Origin of the sequence: Streptomyces sp. NPDC046915, from assembly GCF_040644935.1 — a bacterium.
Lineage (GTDB): Bacteria > Actinomycetota > Actinomycetes > Streptomycetales > Streptomycetaceae > Streptomyces.
Window position 1 is genome coordinate 254,606 of the sequence record NZ_JBEYXB010000008.1, and the last position, 14,979, is coordinate 269,584.

Genomic DNA, 14,979 nt, shown 5'->3' on the forward strand with positions numbered 1-14,979 from the left:
GCCAGGGCCACTGTCCTGGCCCCGACCCGCCCGGAGGAGTGTCAGCCGAGCTGTCAGCTGAGCGTCTTCAGCGCGGCGGCGTCGTACGGCTTCAGCTCGTCGAAGCGGCCCGCGAGGACCTTCGCCGCCCACTCCGGGTCCTGCAGCAGCGCGCGGCCGACGGCGACCATGTCGAACTCGTCCGCCTCCAGACGGTCGAGGAGGTCGTCGATGCCCTTCACCGCGGAGCCCTCACCCTGGAAGGCCTTGAGGAACTCGCCGTCGAGGCCGACCGAGCCGACGCTGATGACCTGCTTGCCGGTGAGCTTCTTGGTCCAGCCCGCGAGGTTGAGGTCCGAGCCCTCGAACTCCGGGAGCCAGTAGCGGCGGGTGGAGGCGTGGAAGGCGTCGACGCCGGCCGCGGCGAGCGGGGTGAGGATCGCCTCCAGCTCCTCGGGGGTCTCGGCGAGGCGGGCGTCGTACGCCTCCTGCTTCCACTGCGAGTAGCGGAAGATGACGGGGAAGTCCGGGGAGACCCTCTCGCGGACCGCGGCGACGATCTCGGCCGCGAACTTCGTACGGGCCACCGCGTCGCCGCCGTACTCGTCCGTACGACGGTTGGTGCCCGCCCACAGGAACTGGTCGATGAGGTAGCCGTGGGCGCCGTGGAGCTCCACGCCGTCGAACCCGATCCGCTCGGCGTCGGCGGCGGCCTGGGCGAAAGCGCCGATGACGTCGTCCAGGTCCTGCCGGGTCATCTCCGTGGCGTCGGCGGTGCCGTTGACGCGCAGGCCGGAGGGGCCGTGGGAGGGGGCGTCCGGGAAGGGCTGCTCGCCCTGGTTGCGGACGGTGCCGATGTGCCACAGCTGCGGGACGATGGTGCCGCCCGCCTCGTGCACCGCCTGGGCCACCTTCTGCCAGCCGGTGAGCTGCTCCTCACCGTGGAACCGGGGGACGCGGTCGCTGTTGCCCGCCGACTCGTGGCCGACGTACGTACCCTCGGTGACGATCAGGCCCACCCCGGCGGCGGCACGGCGGGCGTAGTACGACAGCACGTTCTCGCCGGGGACGCCGCCCGGAGAGAACATGCGGGTCATCGGAGCCATCGCGATGCGGTTCGGGACGGTCAGGCCGTTGATCGTCGTCGGCCGGGAGAGGATCTGGGCCGCGCGGGAGGCGGGGGGCGTGGCGGTCACGTGGGGGCTCCTCGTGAGACGGCGGTTTAACCGGACGGTATGTGCACGCGCATTGTTGCACCTCATTAAGGAACCCCCCACCCCGCGTCGCGCATTCCTCCATCCAGGCGCGCCACCACGTGATCCAGCACACACCCGGCCGTCACACGCGCGAACGGGCGTCCCGGTTCAGCCGCCGCACCCGCTCCCGCAGCACATCCGCCGGCGCCGCCTCCACCAGCTCGTCCGGCGGACAGTCCCACTCCCGCCCGCCACCCACCGGCCGCAGCTGCACGTACCCGCCCACCCGCCCCATGACCTCACCGATCCGCCCGTCCCGCCCGTCCACGGCGTACGTGGGCCCACCACCGCTCACGCGCCGACGCCCCGCCCGCGCAGGGCGGCGGCCAGCCGGGAAGCCACGTCCAGGTTGCACCGACCGAGGTCGACCAGTGCGTAGGGGTCGCCGTGCGCGCCCGTCACCGGGTCGACGCGCAACGACGGCAGGACGATCCCGACGTCACGCAGGGCGGCACGCAGCCGCTCGACGGCCTCCTCGGCGGAGCGGGCGGGTCGTTCGTCCACCGCGGTTTCCTTCGATTCCATTGAGCCATTCCCTCCACGCTGAGTGTTCACGTTCACCACACAGCGTGGCCGCTACCGCTCTAACCTGGCCAGATACGGCGGTCCAACAACCACGTCTGTAGGACCAGGGAGTTGCCATGTCAGGACCGAAGGACCTCGATCCGTCGTCATCGCCGCGCGCCTTGCTGGGGGCCGAATTACGACACGCTCGCGAGCGGAAGGGCATGAGCCAGGAGCAGTTGGGCCAGAGGCTGTTCGTGAGCGGCTCGTTCATCGGGCAGCTGGAGGCTGGAACACGGCGGATCCAGTCGGAGTACGCGCGGATGCTGGACGAAGTGCTGGATACGGGTGACTTCTTCCAGCGGAACTGCGGCGCGGCGAACAAGTCCCGCTATCCCGAGCACTTCGCCGAGGCAGCGGAGGCAGAGGCACTGGCCACGGCGATCCGCCACTACGCACCGATGCTGATCCCCGGTCTGGTCCAGACGCCCGCGTACGCACGGGCTGTGAACCGCGCCTACGACCCGACGGCACCAGAGGAGACCATCGACGAGTGGGTGGAAGGCCGGATGGCGCGGACCCGTCTACTGAACCACCCAACAAAGCCGTTGTTGTGGCTGGTGCTTGACGAGGCGGCGCTGTGCCGGGAGATCGGTGGCCGAACGGTGATGGCGGAGGCCCTGCGCCACGTCGCGGGACTGGCCCGCCGCAGCCGGATCATCATGCAGGTCCTGCCGTTCAGCGCGGGGGCGCACAAGGCGACGGAAGGCTCGCTGAAGCTGATGGACTTCGAGGACGCCCCTCCGCTGATCTACTTCGAGGGACCCGGCACAGGACGACTGGAGGACGACCCAGCCACCGTCACCCAACAGAGGTTCACCTTCGAGCTCCTCACGGCCTCCGCGCTCCCTCCGGAGGAGTCCCTGGCCCTGATCGAGGCGAAGGCGCAGGATTACGCCCATGAGGAACACCCCTGACTACGACCTGAGCACGGCCACCTGGCGCAAGTCGACATACAGCGGCGGCGGTGGCAATGACTGCCTCGAAGTCGCCGACGGCCACCCCGCCCTCGTCCCCGTCCGCGACTCCAAGAACCCCCTCGGCCCGAAGCTCGTGTTCCGGGCGGAGGCATGGTCGGCGTTCGTCGGAAACCTCAAGGTCACGAGGGCCTGAGCTTCGGGCGCCGAGCCTTGAGCCCTCTTTGTTTTGAATGGGTGGAGGGTCTCAACCCACCCTCCCACCCGGCGCGTTGACTTGACGCAACCGATTTGCCACGCACAGTCACAAGGCTCTAACGTCCCGCACAACGAAACAGCCCCCGCCAGGCGCTACCAACACCTGCGGGGGCTTGACCTACGAGATCGACGGAGCTCGATCCCATGGCTGACGCCAAGCTTAGTCCTGCCCCCACGCTGACGCACGCGTCCCCGCACCCGATGGCCAATCCGGGTTACGGCAAACGCTCCGCCCCAGACCAACTCCCCCGCACCAACCACGACTTCGCGCACCTCCCGCCCCGCGAGGCGGCCATCGCCGCGTACGTCGACCGGCTCCCCGACGGCGCCGACATCTCGGTGAAGACGCTGGCCAAGGAGCTGCCGTACGGCCAGTGCGCGCTGCGGACGGCCCTCAACAACCTCCATCGGGCGGGCCACTTGCGGCGGGGCCGCGAGAACATCGCCGGTTCGGGCGGCTCACGCTGGATCACCCGATCGTGGTGGTCCCGTACGGCACGAGACGACGGCTGGTGGGCGGCGTTCACGCGCGGCGACGTACCGGAGGCACCACCGCCGGAACGGGCCCGCCCCACCCGCTCCCGAGCCCACATCCTGCTCGCCGCCCTCGGCCGTACGGCCCCCGCCCTGTCGCTCTCGGAGGCCGACTGCGCGCAGCTCGCGCCGCTGGTGGCGGAGTGGTTCGCGCGCGGGGCGACCGACGAGGCCGTACGCACCGCCCTGACCGCCGGCCTGCCCACCCCGGTGCACCACCCGGCGGCCCTGCTCCACCGCCGCCTGACCACCAAACTCCCCCCGCCACCCGCCCCGCGCCCACCGCTCCGGGTCCTGGAGTGCGCGGAATGCCGTACTCCGGGCCCCCCGGAGGCCCTCCCGGGCGGCCTCTGCGGCGCGTGCCGGGGTGACCGCTCCCCCGTCCGCCTCAACACGCCCCTGTCCGCTTCCGCGGTCCAAGTCCGCGCAGGCGAGATCCGCGCTGCGATGTCCCTACGACGTGAGGAGACGAGGGCATGACCCTCAGCACCGATGAAGGCTGGCGGATGCCCGTCGAGGACTTCGAGGAACTGGCCAGTGTGGCCCCTGACGGGGTACGGCTCGAGTTCGTCGACGGCCGAGTCCTCACCAAGGATCCGCTCAGCGTCGAGGACTTCGAGGAGCTGGAGCGCCGGGCGCCGGAGACCGTCTGGCTGGAGTACGCCAACGGAAAGCTGGAGGTCAAGGCCCCGCAGGACGGCACCCATTCCTGCATTTTCATGTGGCTGCTGCGCCAATGCCTCCACCAGCGCCCCGACCATGCCCTCTACGGCTTCTCGGGCATCAAGACGCAGGCCCACCGCAATGGACGAGCCCGGTCGGACGGAGCCTTCGCGCGGCGCGGCCACTTCAGAGGACATGGCGAATGGTCCGACCCCGAGGGCATCCTGATGGCCCTGGAGATCACCTCCCGCGACCATGACACCAACCAGCGCGCCCGCATCGACAAGCCCGTCGGCTATGCGGGGACCGACATTCCCGTCTACCTCCTCGTCGACCGCGGCAACAGCACAGTCACCGTCTACAGCGAGCCGAAGAACGGCCGCTACCGGCAGTCATCGTCCTACCCGTGGGGAGCGACCGTCGAGATTCCGCCCCCGGTGAGCATCGTTCTGGACACCGAGCAGCTCAAGAAGTACGCCGACTGACAGTCGGCCCTGACCACCGAAGCGACGGCAGAATGTACACAGCGCACGCACCCGCCGGTCTGTACAGTTTTCCCATGGAGACGTATCCGCTCGTGGAAGCCCGCAATCAGCTCGGGCAACTGGTCGGCCGAGTCCGCCACGGCCAGGAGCACATCCTGATCACCGAGTACGGAAAGCCTGCCGCCGCGCTCATCCCGATAAGCGAACTGGAAGAATTGCAGCGGTTGCGCGACGAGGCGGACATCACCGAAGCGCGGGCCCGAGAGGCCGATCCGTCCGGCCCGTCCATGGCACATGACGCATTCATGGCCCAGCTGGAGGCGGAAGACCGCCGGGAAGCCGCTTCGTGACCTACGCGGTGGTGTGGGAGCACCACGCCATGAACGAGTTCCGACGGCTCCGCGCGATCGACCCCGTGGGCGCGAAAGCATCCGCTGCCGCGGTCCGTGCGCTGGCCGACGATCCCCGCCCAGAAGGAGCCCGGGCTCTGGGAACCTCCGGCTACTTCCGGTTGCACGTCGGGGCCTGGCGAGTGCTGTACCGGCCGGACAGAACCACCGTCACTGTTCATGTACTGAAAGTTGGCCGCAGTACCTGAACGCGGACGCCGCTCCCGCCTGGACGGGCCTCTTAAACGCCCGAGGGCGGCACCCCCTGCCACAAGACAGGGAGCACCGCCCTCGGTAAGGACGCAGATCAACCGGAACCGGTCGATCAGAAGTCCATGTCACCGCCCGGCATGCCGCCACCGGCGGGCGCGGCGGCCTTCTCCGGCTTGTCGGCGATGACGGCCTCGGTGGTGAGGAACAGCGCGGCGATGGAGGCGGCGTTCTGCAGGGCAGAGCGGGTCACCTTCGCCGGGTCGATGATGCCCTGGGCGATCATGTCGACGTACTCGCCGGTCGCGGCGTTCAGGCCGTGGCCGACCGTCAGGTTGCGCACCTTCTCGACGACGACGCCGCCCTCGAGACCACCGTTGACGGCGATCTGCTTCAGCGGGGCCTCCAGCGCGAGCTTCACGGCGTTGGCGCCGGTCGCCTCGTCACCTTCGAGCTCCAGCTTCTCGAAGACACCGGAGGCCTGGAGCAGGGCCACGCCGCCACCGGCGACGATGCCCTCCTCGACGGCCGCCTTGGCGTTGCGGACGGCGTCCTCGATGCGGTGCTTGCGCTCCTTGAGCTCGACCTCGGTGGCGGCACCGGCCTTGATGACGGCCACGCCGCCCGCGAGCTTGGCCAGGCGCTCCTGGAGCTTCTCGCGGTCGTAGTCGGAGTCGCTGTTCTCGATCTCGGCGCGGATCTGGTTGACGCGGCCGTTGACCTGGTCGGAGGAGCCGGCACCGTCGACGATGGTGGTCTCGTCCTTGGTGATGACCACCTTGCGGGCCTTGCCCAGCAGGTCGAGGGTGGCGTTCTCCAGCTTGAGGCCGACCTCCTCGGAGATGACCTCGCCGCCCGTGAGGATGGCGATGTCGCCGAGCATGGCCTTGCGGCGGTCACCGAAGCCCGGGGCCTTGACGGCGACGGACTTGAAGGTGCCGCGGATCTTGTTGACGACCAGGGTCGACAGGGCCTCGCCCTCGACGTCCTCGGCGATGATCAGCAGCGGCTTGCCCGACTGCATGACCTTCTCCAGGAGCGGGAGCAGGTCCTTGACCGAGGAGATCTTGGAGTTGGCGATCAGGATGTACGGGTCGTCGAGGACGGCCTCCATACGCTCCATGTCGGTGGCGAAGTACGCCGAGATGTAGCCCTTGTCGAAGCGCATACCCTCGGTGAGCTCCAGCTCCAGACCGAAGGTCTGGGACTCCTCGACGGTGATGACGCCTTCCTTGCCGACCTTGTCCATGGCCTCGGCGATGAGCTCGCCGATCTGGGTGTCGGCGGCGGAGATGGAGGCCGTGGAAGCGATCTGCTCCTTGGTCTCGACGTCCTTGGCCTGCTCCAGCAGGGCGGCGGAGACGGCCTCGACGGCCTTCTCGATACCGCGCTTGAGGGCCATCGGGTTGGCGCCGGCGGCTACGTTGCGCAGGCCCTCCTTGACCAGGGCCTGGGCGAGAACGGTCGCGGTGGTCGTACCGTCACCGGCGACGTCGTCCGTCTTCTTGGCGACTTCCTTGACCAGCTCGGCGCCGATCTTCTCGTACGGGTCCTCGAGCTCGATCTCCTTGGCGATGGAGACACCATCGTTGGTGATCGTGGGGGCGCCCCACTTCTTCTCGAGGACGACGTTGCGGCCCTTGGGGCCGAGCGTCACCTTCACGGCGTCCGCGAGCTGGTTCATGCCGCGCTCGAGGCCGCGCCGCGCCTCCTCGTCGAACGCGATGATCTTGGCCATGTGAAGTGGTCCCTCCAGGACTGGGGGTGATTCCTTCGGACCGCGCCCGCGCCCGCGACGGACGGCTCGCGGACCCCGTGGTTCCTTGCCCCACTTGGCCTGCGGGCCTCACCGACCCGGTCCTTCGTTGTCACTCTCACCTTCAGAGTGCTAACGCCAATGATTAGCACTCGCCCATGCCGAGTGCAAGCGGCTCGAGCGGATCCCCAGGTGAACAGCGGGCACGTACGGCGTCCGGGCAGGCCGAAGGGCTCGCACCCCGGGAGGTACGAGCCCTTCGAAGATGTACAGAAGAACGTCGCTGTCAGTCGGCGCGTGCTTCAGCTGGTCGCGAGCCGGACCATGTCCGCCTGCGGCCCCTTCTGGCCCTGCGAGATCTCGAAATCGACCCGCTGCCCCTCTTCCAGGGTGCGGTAACCGTCCATCTGGATCGCGCTGTAGTGGACGAAAACATCCGCACCACCGTCGACCGCGATGAAGCCGTACCCCTTCTCCGCGTTGAACCACTTGACGGTGCCCTGAGCCATGCCTAACTCCCCTATTACTGGCCCTTGCACAGATCCACACTTCGCGGATCCGGGTCAGACCTCACCCCCCAAGGATTGGGGGCGTGCGCCGGAACGCGTCGACCGCGGCTGAATGTATCTGTCCAACTGCCGTCTGCAACAGGTCAATCGGACGAGAAATCTGGACGGGCACGGTCGGGAATCTGCCAAAAATTCGGCTGAATTCAGGGCAAGTCGGGCCCCGTAAAAGGCTCATAAGGCGCAAAACACACGCACACTTTGGCTACTTCTTGTCGGGTGTGCGGTACGAATCCAGGGCCCATGACCCGGGTTTCAGAAGCGCGTTCCCCAACTGTACCGCGCTCAACCACATGGAATTGCCCCCTCCACTTCTCTCACGGAGGGGGCAATTCGATGAACTCTCGGTAACCTGTGTTACCGAAGGTAATGTTCTGTCATTCGGTCAGCCGCTTCGGGCCGCCTCAGCCGCCGGCGACGGCCGGAATGATCGAGACGCCCGCACCGTCCGGCGTCGCCGTTTCCAGACCCTGCTCAAAACGCACGTCGTCGTCGTTGACGTACACATTGACGAAGCGGCGCAGCTTGCCCTGGTCGTCCAGGACACGGGCGGCGATGCCGGTGTGGTTCTTCTCCAGGTCGGCGATGACACCGGCGAGGGTCGCGCCCTCGGCCTGGACCTCGGCCTGGCCGCCCGTGTAGGTGCGCAGGATGGTCGGGATGCGGACGGTCACGCTCATGCGAGGCCTGCCTCTCGGAAGGAGTCGAGGTTCGGGCGGATCGTGGCGGTCAGGCCGGTGCCTGCCACCGCGTCCAGGGTCTTGAGGCCGTCGCCCGTGTTGAGGACGACGGTCGTCTTGGTCGGGTCGAGGACGCCGTCCTTGATCAGCTTCTGCGTGACGCCGACCGTCACACCGCCCGCGGTCTCCGCGAAGATGCCCTCGGTACGGGCCAGCAGCTTGATGGCGTCCACCACCTGCTCGTCCGTCACATCCTCCACCGCGCCGCCCGTGCGGCGCGCGATGTCGAGGACGTACGGCCCGTCCGCCGGGTTGCCGATGGCGAGGGACTTGGCGATGGTGTTCGGCTTCTGCGGGCGTACGACGTCGTGGCCGGCCTTGTACGCGGTGGACACCGGCGAGCAGCCCTCGGCCTGGGCGCCGAAGATCTTGTACGGCCTGTCCTCGACGAGACCGAGCTTGATCAGCTCCTGGAGACCCTTGTCGATCTTGGTGAGCTGGGAGCCGGAGGCGATCGGGACGACGATCTGGTCCGGCAGCCGCCAGCCGAGCTGCTCGCAGATCTCGTACGCCAGGGTCTTGGAGCCCTCCGCGTAGTACGGCCGCAGGTTGACGTTGACGAAGCCCCAGCCCTCACCCGCCGGGTCACCGATCAGCTCGGAGCAGAAACGGTTCACGTCGTCGTAGTTGCCCTCGATGCCGATGAGCTCGCCGCCGTAGACCGCGGCCATGACGACCTTGCCCTGCTCCAGGTCGTGCGGGATGAACACGCAGGACCGGAAGCCGGCGCGGGCCGCCGCGGCGCCCACCGCGCCGGCCAGGTTGCCGGTGGAGGAGCAGGAGAGGGTGGTGAAACCGAAGGCGCGCGCCGCCTCCAGCGCCTGGGCGACCACGCGGTCCTTGAAGGAGTGCGTCGGGTTGCCGGAGTCGTCCTTCACGTAGAGACCGCCGGTCACGCCCAGCTCGCGGGCGAGGTTGTCGGCCTTGACGAGGGCGGTCCAGCCGGGGTTGAGGTTCGGCTTGTCGGCCACGTCGGCCGGGACCGGCAGCAGCGGGGCGTAGCGCCAGATGTTCGCGGGGCCCGCCTCGATGCGCCTGCGGAGCTCCTCGGTGTCGTAGGACGAGAAGTCGTAGGCGATCTCCAGCGGGCCGAAACACTCCTCGCAGGCGAAGACCGGTCCCAGCGGCACCCGGTGGCCGCACTCGCGACAGCTCAGGGCGGCGGCGGGGCCAAGGTCTACGGTGGAGTCGGTGGTGCTTGCAACAGTCTGCACAGCCATGTGAGGCGAGGCCCTTTCTCCTCATCTTCCTCACGACGCATCTCGCCGTGAGACGGATTTGGCACCTTCCCAAGCCGGGAGCCTCGCGGAACGATCAAGACTGATCTACGAGAACCGACTGGAGGGTTGCCGGGGCTTCATCGGGCCGTGTCCCTCTGCCCCTCTGGATGAGCGGTATGCGGTTGTGTGTGCGGTTGTGAACAGCGGTGACCTCGGACATGCGATGGTCATCCGCGTTGTTCAAGACTGTAACCGAAGGCCGGGACAGTTGAGATAGTCGTCCGAACCGCGAGACAAACAGTGAGGAGCCGCCCACCGTGCTGGAAGAAGTCGAGCGCTGGCTGAGCACCCGCTCCTGGTCGGTGACCGATCGTCCGCTCCACCAGATCCTGGCCGCCAAGCAGCGCACGGGCCAGTCGGTCAGTGTCGTGCTGCCCGCGCTCAACGAGGAGGAGACGGTCGGCGACATCGTCGCGATCATCCGCCACGACCTCGTGCGGCAGGTCCCGCTCGTCGACGAGATCGTCGTCGTCGACTCGGGGTCCACCGACCGCACCTCCGAGGTGGCCGCCGCCGCGGGCGCCCGGGTCGTCCACCGCGACGCCGTCCTGCCGCGGATCCCGGCCGTGCCCGGCAAGGGCGAGGTCCTGTGGCGCTCGCTGCTGGTCACGCGCGGGGACATCGTCTGCTTCATCGACGCCGACCTCAGGGAGTTCTCCTCCGACTTCGTCTCGGGGATCGTCGGCCCGCTGCTGACGGACCCGGACGTGGACCTGGTCAAGGGCATGTACGACCGTCCGCTCGGCGGCGCGGCGGGCCAGGGCGGCCGGGTCACCGAGCTGATGGCGCGTCCGCTGCTGAACATGCACTGGCCGCAGCTGGCCGGCTTCGTGCAGCCGCTCGGCGGGGAGTACGCGGCCCGCCGCTCGCTGCTGGAGCAGCTGCCCTTCCCCGTCGGGTACGGGGTGGAGCTGGGCATGCTGGTCGACGCACTGCATCTGGTGGGCCTGGACGCCCTCGCCCAGGTGGACGTGGGCGTGCGCAAGCACCGCCACCAGGACGGGCAGGCGCTGGGCCGGATGGCCGCCGCCATCTACCGCACCGCCCAGCTCCGGCTGGCCCGCGGGCATCTGATCCGGCCCTCCCTCACCCAGTTCGAGCGGGGCGAGGACGGCTTCGAGCCGCGCACGTTCTCCGTGGACACGGAGGAGCGGCCGCCGATGGTGGAGATCGCGGAGTACGCGGCGCGGCGGGTGGCCTGACTCCGCCGTGTCCCGTCCGTATCCCGTCCATGTCACTCCGCAGGTGAGGGAACGTACGTTTGAGCGTTTCCGGGCCGGGCTAGGTTGAGACTCATGGCTTCCACGGCTTCCACGCACGGTGCTGAGGTGCTGGTCGCGTCCAACCGCGGCCCGGTTTCGTACGAGGTGCGCCCCGACGGCGGGGGCGGCTCGCTGCACGCCAAGCGGGGTGGCGGCGGGCTGGTCTCGGGGCTGTCGGCGATCGGTTCGGACGCGAACGCCCTGTGGGTGTGCGCCGCCCTGTCCGACGGCGACCGCGAGGCGGTGCGGCGCGGGGTGGGCGAGCCGGGCGTACGGATGCTGGACATTCCGGCCGACGTGCACGCCGACGCCTACAACGGCATCGCGAACTCGGTGCTGTGGTTCGTCCACCACATGCTGTACCAGACCCCGCTGGAACCGGTCTTCGACGCGGAGTTCCGGCGGCAGTGGGCGTCGTACGAGGCCTACAACCGGGCGTTCGCCCAGGCCCTGGCCGAGGAGGCGGCGCAGGGCGCGGCGGTGGTCGTCCAGGACTACCACCTGGCACTGGCCCCCCGGATGCTCCGCCAGCTCCGCCCCGACCTGCGCATCGGCCACTTCTCGCACACTCCCTGGGCCCCGCCGGACTACTTCCGCCTCCTGCCCGACGACATCGCGGCCGAGCTGCTCGGCGGGATCCTGGGCGCGGACCGGGCGGCGTTCCTCACCCGGCGCTGGGCGGACGCGTTCACCGCCTGCTGTCACGAGGTCCTCGGCCCCGGCATTCCCTCCGGTACGCGCATCGGGGTGCACGGTCTCGGTGCGGACGCGGACTTCCTGCGCGAGCGGGCGCACCGGCCGGACGTGGCCGAGCGGATGGCGGCGCTGCGGGCGGAGATCGGTTCGGCGCCCGACGGAAAGGCCCGGAAGACGATCGTCCGGGTCGACCGCACCGAGCTGTCGAAGAACATCGTGCGCGGGCTGCTGGCCTACCGGCAGCTCCTCGACGACCACCCGGAATGGCGTGAACGGGTGGTGCACGTGGCCTTCGCCTACCCCTCGCGGCAGGACCTCGCGGTGTACCGCGACTACACGGCCGAGGTGCGGCGGGTCGCGGAGGAGATCAACTCCGCGTACGGCACGCCGGACTGGACCCCGGTCGTCCTCCACGTCAAGGACGACTTCGCCCGCTCCCTGGCCGCGTACCGGCTGGCCGACGTGGCCCTGGTCAACCCCATCCGGGACGGCATGAACCTGGTCGCCAAGGAGATCCCAGTGGTCTCCGACGCGGGCTGCGTCCTGGTGCTGTCGCGGGAGGCGGGCGCGTACGAGGAACTGGGCGAGGACGCGCTCACCGTGAACCCGTACGACATCACGGGCACGGCCCACGCCCTCCACCAGGCCCTCACCACGCCGGACGCCGAACGCGCGGAACGCTCGAAGCACCTGGCCGCCGCGGCCACGGCCCTGCCGCCGGCCCAGTGGTTCCTGGACCAGCTTCGAGCCCTGGACGGCTGATCAGTCCAGCGCCGCCGCGAGCCCCCGCAGCAGTGCCATGACTCCCTCGGGGCCGTTCACCACCAGGTCCGCGCGTTCGGCGAGTTCGGTCACCTCTGCGCTGCCGCTGCACACCAGGAGGCCGGGGACGCCGTCGGAGCGGAGTTTGTCGACGGCGGCGAAGGCGGGAAGGTCGCCGAGGTCGTCGCCGGCGTAGAGGACGGACTCGGCGCCGGTCTCGCGGACGTACTCCAGGAGGGCGACGCCCTTGTCCATGCCGGGCGGGCGGAGTTCGAGGACCATGCGGCCGGGCTCGACGATCAGGCCGTTCCGGGCGGCGAGGTCGGTCAGGGGGCCGCGCAGGGCCTCGAAGGCGGCCTGCGGGTCGTCGGCGCGGCGGGTGTGCACGGCGACGGCCCGCCCCTTCTCCTCGATCCAGGTGCCGTGCCAGGCGCCGATGTGGTCGAGGAAGCCCGGCAGTTCGGCGCGGACGGCGGTGACGCCGGGGTGCGGGGCGGGGGCGCTGACGGTGCCGGTGACGGCGTCCCAGCGTTCGGCGCCGTAGTGGCCGAGGACGACGAGGTGCTCCAGGCCGGGGACGCCCGCGAAGCCGCCGTACCGCACCGCGACGCCGGCCGGGCGGCCGGTGACCACGGCGACGGCGGCCACCTTCGGGGCGAGGGCGGCGAGCACGGGGACGGCCTCCGGGTGGGCGCGGGCCTGGTCGGGGTCCACGACGATCGGGGCCAGCGTCCCGTCGAAGTCGAGCCCGATCACCGCGGAGCGCGGCCGCGTGAGCAGCGCGCGCAGCCCGTCCCGCCCGGCCTGGGTGACGGGGGTCGGCAGCGGGTCCATCTGGTTGTCCGGGTCCGTGGAGTCCGTCGTATGGATGCCCATGGACCGACCCTATCCACGCAACCTCGGATGCACTCCTGGAAGCGCCCCCCGCTACAGCCGGGCCCTGCTGGGGGCTGCCGCCCCCAGACCCCCGCATCGGCCCTGAACGGGCCTCGTCCTCAAACGCCGGACGGGCTGGATGATGCCGACCGGGGTTGAGAGGCTCCTGGGACGCAGTCCCCGATGGGGTGCAGGGGCGGAGCCCCAGGGTGGGGTGACTTCCCAGTTGGCCGTCATGGGTGGGTGGGTGGGTGGGAAACGCCGGGCCTCCGGCCAAGCCCCGCGCAGCGGCTACCGCTCGGCCCGGCGGGACTCCCGTACGCGGCGCAGGCGGTTGATCGTTATCGGGTCGTGGGCCAGGGCCCGCTCGTCGTCGAGGAGGGCGTTGAGGAGCTGGTAGTAGCGGACGGGGGCGAGACCCAGTTCCTCGCGTATCGCCCGTTCCTTGGCGCCGGGGCCCGTGAAGCCCCGGCGCTCCAGCGCGAGGATGCCCTGTTCGCGTCGGCCGAGCTGGTCCCGTTCCATGTCCTGCACGGTAGCGCGGGGCACCGACAACGCCTCAGTTCGCGGCGCTGCTGTCCGCCGAGGTGGCCGTCGCCTGGAGGCGGCTGAGGGTGGCGAGGGGGCTGCCGTCGGGGCCGACCGCCTGGCCGATGTCCTTCTTGATGCCGGCGGCGACCGCCGCCCAGGAGGTCTTGCCGGCGGGGTAGAGCTCGGAGGTGGGGAGTTCCGTGAGGAAGGGCCGCAGGTCCTGGTCCCGGGACGAGGCGGCCATGACGTCCGACGCGGAGGTGGTGACGGGCAGCAGCCCGTAGCGCCGGGAGAAGTCGAGGACGTTCTTCTCCCCGTAGACGAAGTCGAGGAAGTCGCCCACCTGCTCGGCGTGGCCGTTCTGCTTGAAGGCCATCATCCAGTCGGAGACGCCCATGGACGCCTTGGTCTGCGACGTCCGCCCCGGCATCGGCACCGTGCCGAACTTCACGCCCTTCTTCTCGGCCTGCTGGATCAGCGTCGGGTGGCCGTCGATCATGCCGGCCTGGCCGTCGGCGAAGGCGGTGAACGCGTCGGCCCGGTTGAGCTTGGCCGGGGCGACCGGGCCGGTCAGGCCCTTGCCGACCAGGTCGTCCTTGAGCCAGGTGAGGGTGTCGACGTTCTGCGTGGAGGCGAGGGAGTAGCCGCCGATGTCGTCGGTGTAGCCGCCGCCCCCGCTGAGCATCCACTGCATGGTCTCGGCCTGGGCCTCCTCGGGGCCGAGCGGCAGCGCGTAGGGGTACTTCACCCCCATCGCCTTGAGCTTCTCGGCGTCGGCCGCGAGTTCGCTCCAGGTGGTGGGCGGGGTGAGGCCCGCCTTGGTGAAGAGGGTCTTGTTGTAGAAGAGCACCCGCGTGGACGCGGCGAAGGGTATGCCGTACTGCGTGTGCCGCCACTGGCCGGCGTCGGCGAGCTGGGAGACGAAGTCGGCCTGGACCGGGATGGAGAGCAGGTCGGAGACGTCGTACAGCTTGCCCGCGGCGGCGTAGTCGGCGTAGGCGCCGATCTGCGCGAGGTCGGGCGCCTTGCCGGCGGCGACCATCTCCTTGACCTTGCGGTCGACGTCGTTCCAGGAGTACACGGTGACGTCGATCTTCACGCCGGAGTGCTTGGCCTCGTAGGCCTTGGCCAGCTCGTCCCAGTACTTCGCGGAGCTGCTGGCCGCCGAGTCCCCGTAGTCGGCGGCGACGAGTCTGAGGGTGACGTCGGACGATCCGGTGCTCCCGCAGCCACCGAGGACCGCGGTCATGCCCAG

General features: G+C 69.6%; 18 protein-coding genes and 1 riboswitch. Of the genes, 8 read left to right on the top strand and 10 right to left on the bottom strand.

Annotation, left to right across the window (positions count from 1 at the left end):
- Nucleotides 1-53: 53 nt before the first annotated feature.
- The 3 genes from ABZ915_RS22375 to ABZ915_RS22385 all read right to left on the bottom strand — a co-directional run bounded on the left by ABZ915_RS22375 (nucleotide 54) and on the right by ABZ915_RS22385 (nucleotide 1,760).
- Nucleotides 54-1,175, bottom strand: a complete 1,122-nt coding sequence (locus ABZ915_RS22375; protein WP_361805725.1) for an NADH:flavin oxidoreductase — start codon at nucleotides 1,173-1,175, stop codon at nucleotides 54-56.
- A 142-nt stretch (nucleotides 1,176-1,317) separates the two neighbouring features.
- Nucleotides 1,318-1,530 (bottom strand): hypothetical protein, encoded by a 213-nt coding sequence (locus tag ABZ915_RS22380; protein WP_361806326.1) that lies wholly within the window; start codon nucleotides 1,528-1,530, stop codon nucleotides 1,318-1,320.
- Entirely contained in the window at nucleotides 1,527-1,760 is a 234-nt protein-coding gene (locus ABZ915_RS22385) for a hypothetical protein (protein WP_361805728.1), read from the bottom strand. The genes ABZ915_RS22380 and ABZ915_RS22385 overlap by 4 nt, the downstream gene beginning before the upstream one ends.
- A 116-nt stretch (nucleotides 1,761-1,876) precedes the next feature.
- Between ABZ915_RS22385 and ABZ915_RS22390 the strand changes: the two genes are divergently transcribed.
- From ABZ915_RS22390 to ABZ915_RS22415, 6 genes are all read left to right on the top strand, one after another.
- The gene (locus ABZ915_RS22390) at nucleotides 1,877-2,716 is read left to right on the top strand and encodes a helix-turn-helix transcriptional regulator (RefSeq protein ID WP_361805731.1); all 840 of its coding nucleotides are present in this window, start codon (nucleotides 1,877-1,879) and stop codon (nucleotides 2,714-2,716) included.
- Entirely contained in the window at nucleotides 2,700-2,912 is a 213-nt protein-coding gene (locus ABZ915_RS22395) for a DUF397 domain-containing protein (protein WP_361805734.1), read from the top strand. Before ABZ915_RS22390 ends, ABZ915_RS22395 begins: the two co-directional genes overlap by 17 nt.
- Before the next feature lie 206 nt (nucleotides 2,913-3,118).
- Nucleotides 3,119-3,988: a hypothetical protein gene (locus ABZ915_RS22400; RefSeq protein ID WP_361805737.1), complete on the top strand. Its 870-nt coding sequence runs from the start codon at nucleotides 3,119-3,121 to the stop codon at nucleotides 3,986-3,988.
- Nucleotides 3,985-4,656, top strand: a complete 672-nt coding sequence (locus ABZ915_RS22405; protein WP_361805740.1) for a Uma2 family endonuclease — start codon at nucleotides 3,985-3,987, stop codon at nucleotides 4,654-4,656. Before ABZ915_RS22400 ends, ABZ915_RS22405 begins: the two co-directional genes overlap by 4 nt.
- A gap of 74 nt (nucleotides 4,657-4,730) precedes the next feature.
- Nucleotides 4,731-5,006, top strand: a complete 276-nt coding sequence (locus ABZ915_RS22410) for a type II toxin-antitoxin system Phd/YefM family antitoxin (protein ID WP_361805743.1) — start codon at nucleotides 4,731-4,733, stop codon at nucleotides 5,004-5,006.
- A gap of 29 nt (nucleotides 5,007-5,035) precedes the next feature.
- Nucleotides 5,036-5,254 carry a type II toxin-antitoxin system RelE/ParE family toxin gene (locus ABZ915_RS22415; protein ID WP_361806299.1) on the top strand — a complete coding sequence of 73 codons (219 nt, stop codon included), beginning with the start codon at nucleotides 5,036-5,038 and terminating at the stop codon, nucleotides 5,252-5,254.
- A 116-nt stretch (nucleotides 5,255-5,370) separates the two neighbouring features.
- On the opposite strand, the gene groL is transcribed toward ABZ915_RS22415, so the two are convergent.
- The 4 genes from groL to thrC all read right to left on the bottom strand — a co-directional run bounded on the left by groL (nucleotide 5,371) and on the right by thrC (nucleotide 9,537).
- Complete coding sequence (gene groL, locus ABZ915_RS22420; RefSeq protein WP_361805746.1) at nucleotides 5,371-6,993, bottom strand: chaperonin GroEL; 1,623 nt, start codon at nucleotides 6,991-6,993, stop codon at nucleotides 5,371-5,373.
- A 320-nt stretch (nucleotides 6,994-7,313) separates the two neighbouring features.
- Nucleotides 7,314-7,520, bottom strand: a complete 207-nt coding sequence (locus ABZ915_RS22425; protein WP_019057200.1) for a cold-shock protein — start codon at nucleotides 7,518-7,520, stop codon at nucleotides 7,314-7,316.
- Between the two features lie 461 nt (nucleotides 7,521-7,981).
- Nucleotides 7,982-8,257: a MoaD/ThiS family protein gene (locus ABZ915_RS22430; RefSeq protein ID WP_361805749.1), complete on the bottom strand. Its 276-nt coding sequence runs from the start codon at nucleotides 8,255-8,257 to the stop codon at nucleotides 7,982-7,984.
- Nucleotides 8,254-9,537: a threonine synthase gene (gene thrC, locus ABZ915_RS22435; RefSeq protein WP_361805752.1), complete on the bottom strand. Its 1,284-nt coding sequence runs from the start codon at nucleotides 9,535-9,537 to the stop codon at nucleotides 8,254-8,256. The genes ABZ915_RS22430 and thrC overlap by 4 nt, the downstream gene beginning before the upstream one ends.
- 18 nt (nucleotides 9,538-9,555) lie before the next feature.
- Nucleotides 9,556-9,711, bottom strand: a riboswitch (SAM riboswitch).
- A 143-nt stretch (nucleotides 9,712-9,854) separates the two neighbouring features.
- On the opposite strand from thrC, the gene ABZ915_RS22440 reads away from it, so the two are divergent.
- Together ABZ915_RS22440 and ABZ915_RS22445 are read left to right on the top strand one after the other, a co-directional pair.
- A complete protein-coding gene (locus ABZ915_RS22440; RefSeq protein ID WP_361805755.1) occupies nucleotides 9,855-10,799 on the top strand; it encodes a glucosyl-3-phosphoglycerate synthase in 945 nt (314 codons plus the stop codon).
- A 93-nt stretch (nucleotides 10,800-10,892) separates the two neighbouring features.
- Nucleotides 10,893-12,317, top strand: coding sequence for a trehalose-6-phosphate synthase (locus ABZ915_RS22445; RefSeq protein WP_361805758.1), 1,425 nt, complete (start codon nucleotides 10,893-10,895; stop codon nucleotides 12,315-12,317).
- On the opposite strand, the gene otsB is transcribed toward ABZ915_RS22445, so the two are convergent.
- The 3 genes from otsB to ABZ915_RS22460 all read right to left on the bottom strand — a co-directional run bounded on the left by otsB (nucleotide 12,318) and on the right by ABZ915_RS22460 (nucleotide 14,973).
- Nucleotides 12,318-13,193, bottom strand: a complete 876-nt coding sequence (gene otsB, locus ABZ915_RS22450) for a trehalose-phosphatase (RefSeq protein WP_361805761.1) — start codon at nucleotides 13,191-13,193, stop codon at nucleotides 12,318-12,320.
- 291 nt (nucleotides 13,194-13,484) lie between these two features.
- Entirely contained in the window at nucleotides 13,485-13,718 is a 234-nt protein-coding gene (locus ABZ915_RS22455; protein WP_361805764.1) for a DUF3263 domain-containing protein, read from the bottom strand.
- 34 nt (nucleotides 13,719-13,752) lie between these two features.
- Nucleotides 13,753-14,973 carry an extracellular solute-binding protein gene (locus ABZ915_RS22460; protein WP_361806302.1) on the bottom strand — a complete coding sequence of 407 codons (1,221 nt, stop codon included), beginning with the start codon at nucleotides 14,971-14,973 and terminating at the stop codon, nucleotides 13,753-13,755.
- Between the last annotated feature and the right edge of the window lie 6 nt (nucleotides 14,974-14,979).

What these genes read in the sequence shown, in the direction of transcription:
- otsB (WP_361805761.1), bottom strand. Translation starts at nt 13,193, where the DNA reads ATGGGCATCCATACGACGGACTCCACGGACCCGGACAACCAGATGGAC.
- ABZ915_RS22415 (WP_361806299.1), top strand. Translation starts at nt 5,036, where the DNA reads ATGAACGAGTTCCGACGGCTCCGCGCGATCGACCCCGTGGGCGCGAAA.
- ABZ915_RS22460 (WP_361806302.1), bottom strand. Translation starts at nt 14,973, where the DNA reads ATGACCGCGGTCCTCGGTGGCTGCGGGAGCACCGGATCGTCCGACGTC.
- thrC (WP_361805752.1), bottom strand. Translation starts at nt 9,537, where the DNA reads ATGGCTGTGCAGACTGTTGCAAGCACCACCGACTCCACCGTAGACCTT.
- ABZ915_RS22390 (WP_361805731.1), top strand. Translation starts at nt 1,877, where the DNA reads ATGTCAGGACCGAAGGACCTCGATCCGTCGTCATCGCCGCGCGCCTTG.
- ABZ915_RS22395 (WP_361805734.1), top strand. Translation starts at nt 2,700, where the DNA reads ATGAGGAACACCCCTGACTACGACCTGAGCACGGCCACCTGGCGCAAG.
- groL (WP_361805746.1), bottom strand. Translation starts at nt 6,993, where the DNA reads ATGGCCAAGATCATCGCGTTCGACGAGGAGGCGCGGCGCGGCCTCGAG.
- ABZ915_RS22425 (WP_019057200.1), bottom strand. Translation starts at nt 7,520, where the DNA reads ATGGCTCAGGGCACCGTCAAGTGGTTCAACGCGGAGAAGGGGTACGGC.
- ABZ915_RS22430 (WP_361805749.1), bottom strand. Translation starts at nt 8,257, where the DNA reads ATGAGCGTGACCGTCCGCATCCCGACCATCCTGCGCACCTACACGGGC.
- ABZ915_RS22455 (WP_361805764.1), bottom strand. Translation starts at nt 13,718, where the DNA reads ATGGAACGGGACCAGCTCGGCCGACGCGAACAGGGCATCCTCGCGCTG.
- ABZ915_RS22410 (WP_361805743.1), top strand. Translation starts at nt 4,731, where the DNA reads ATGGAGACGTATCCGCTCGTGGAAGCCCGCAATCAGCTCGGGCAACTG.
- ABZ915_RS22385 (WP_361805728.1), bottom strand. Translation starts at nt 1,760, where the DNA reads ATGGAATCGAAGGAAACCGCGGTGGACGAACGACCCGCCCGCTCCGCC.
- ABZ915_RS22445 (WP_361805758.1), top strand. Translation starts at nt 10,893, where the DNA reads ATGGCTTCCACGGCTTCCACGCACGGTGCTGAGGTGCTGGTCGCGTCC.
- ABZ915_RS22405 (WP_361805740.1), top strand. Translation starts at nt 3,985, where the DNA reads ATGACCCTCAGCACCGATGAAGGCTGGCGGATGCCCGTCGAGGACTTC.
- ABZ915_RS22400 (WP_361805737.1), top strand. Translation starts at nt 3,119, where the DNA reads ATGGCTGACGCCAAGCTTAGTCCTGCCCCCACGCTGACGCACGCGTCC.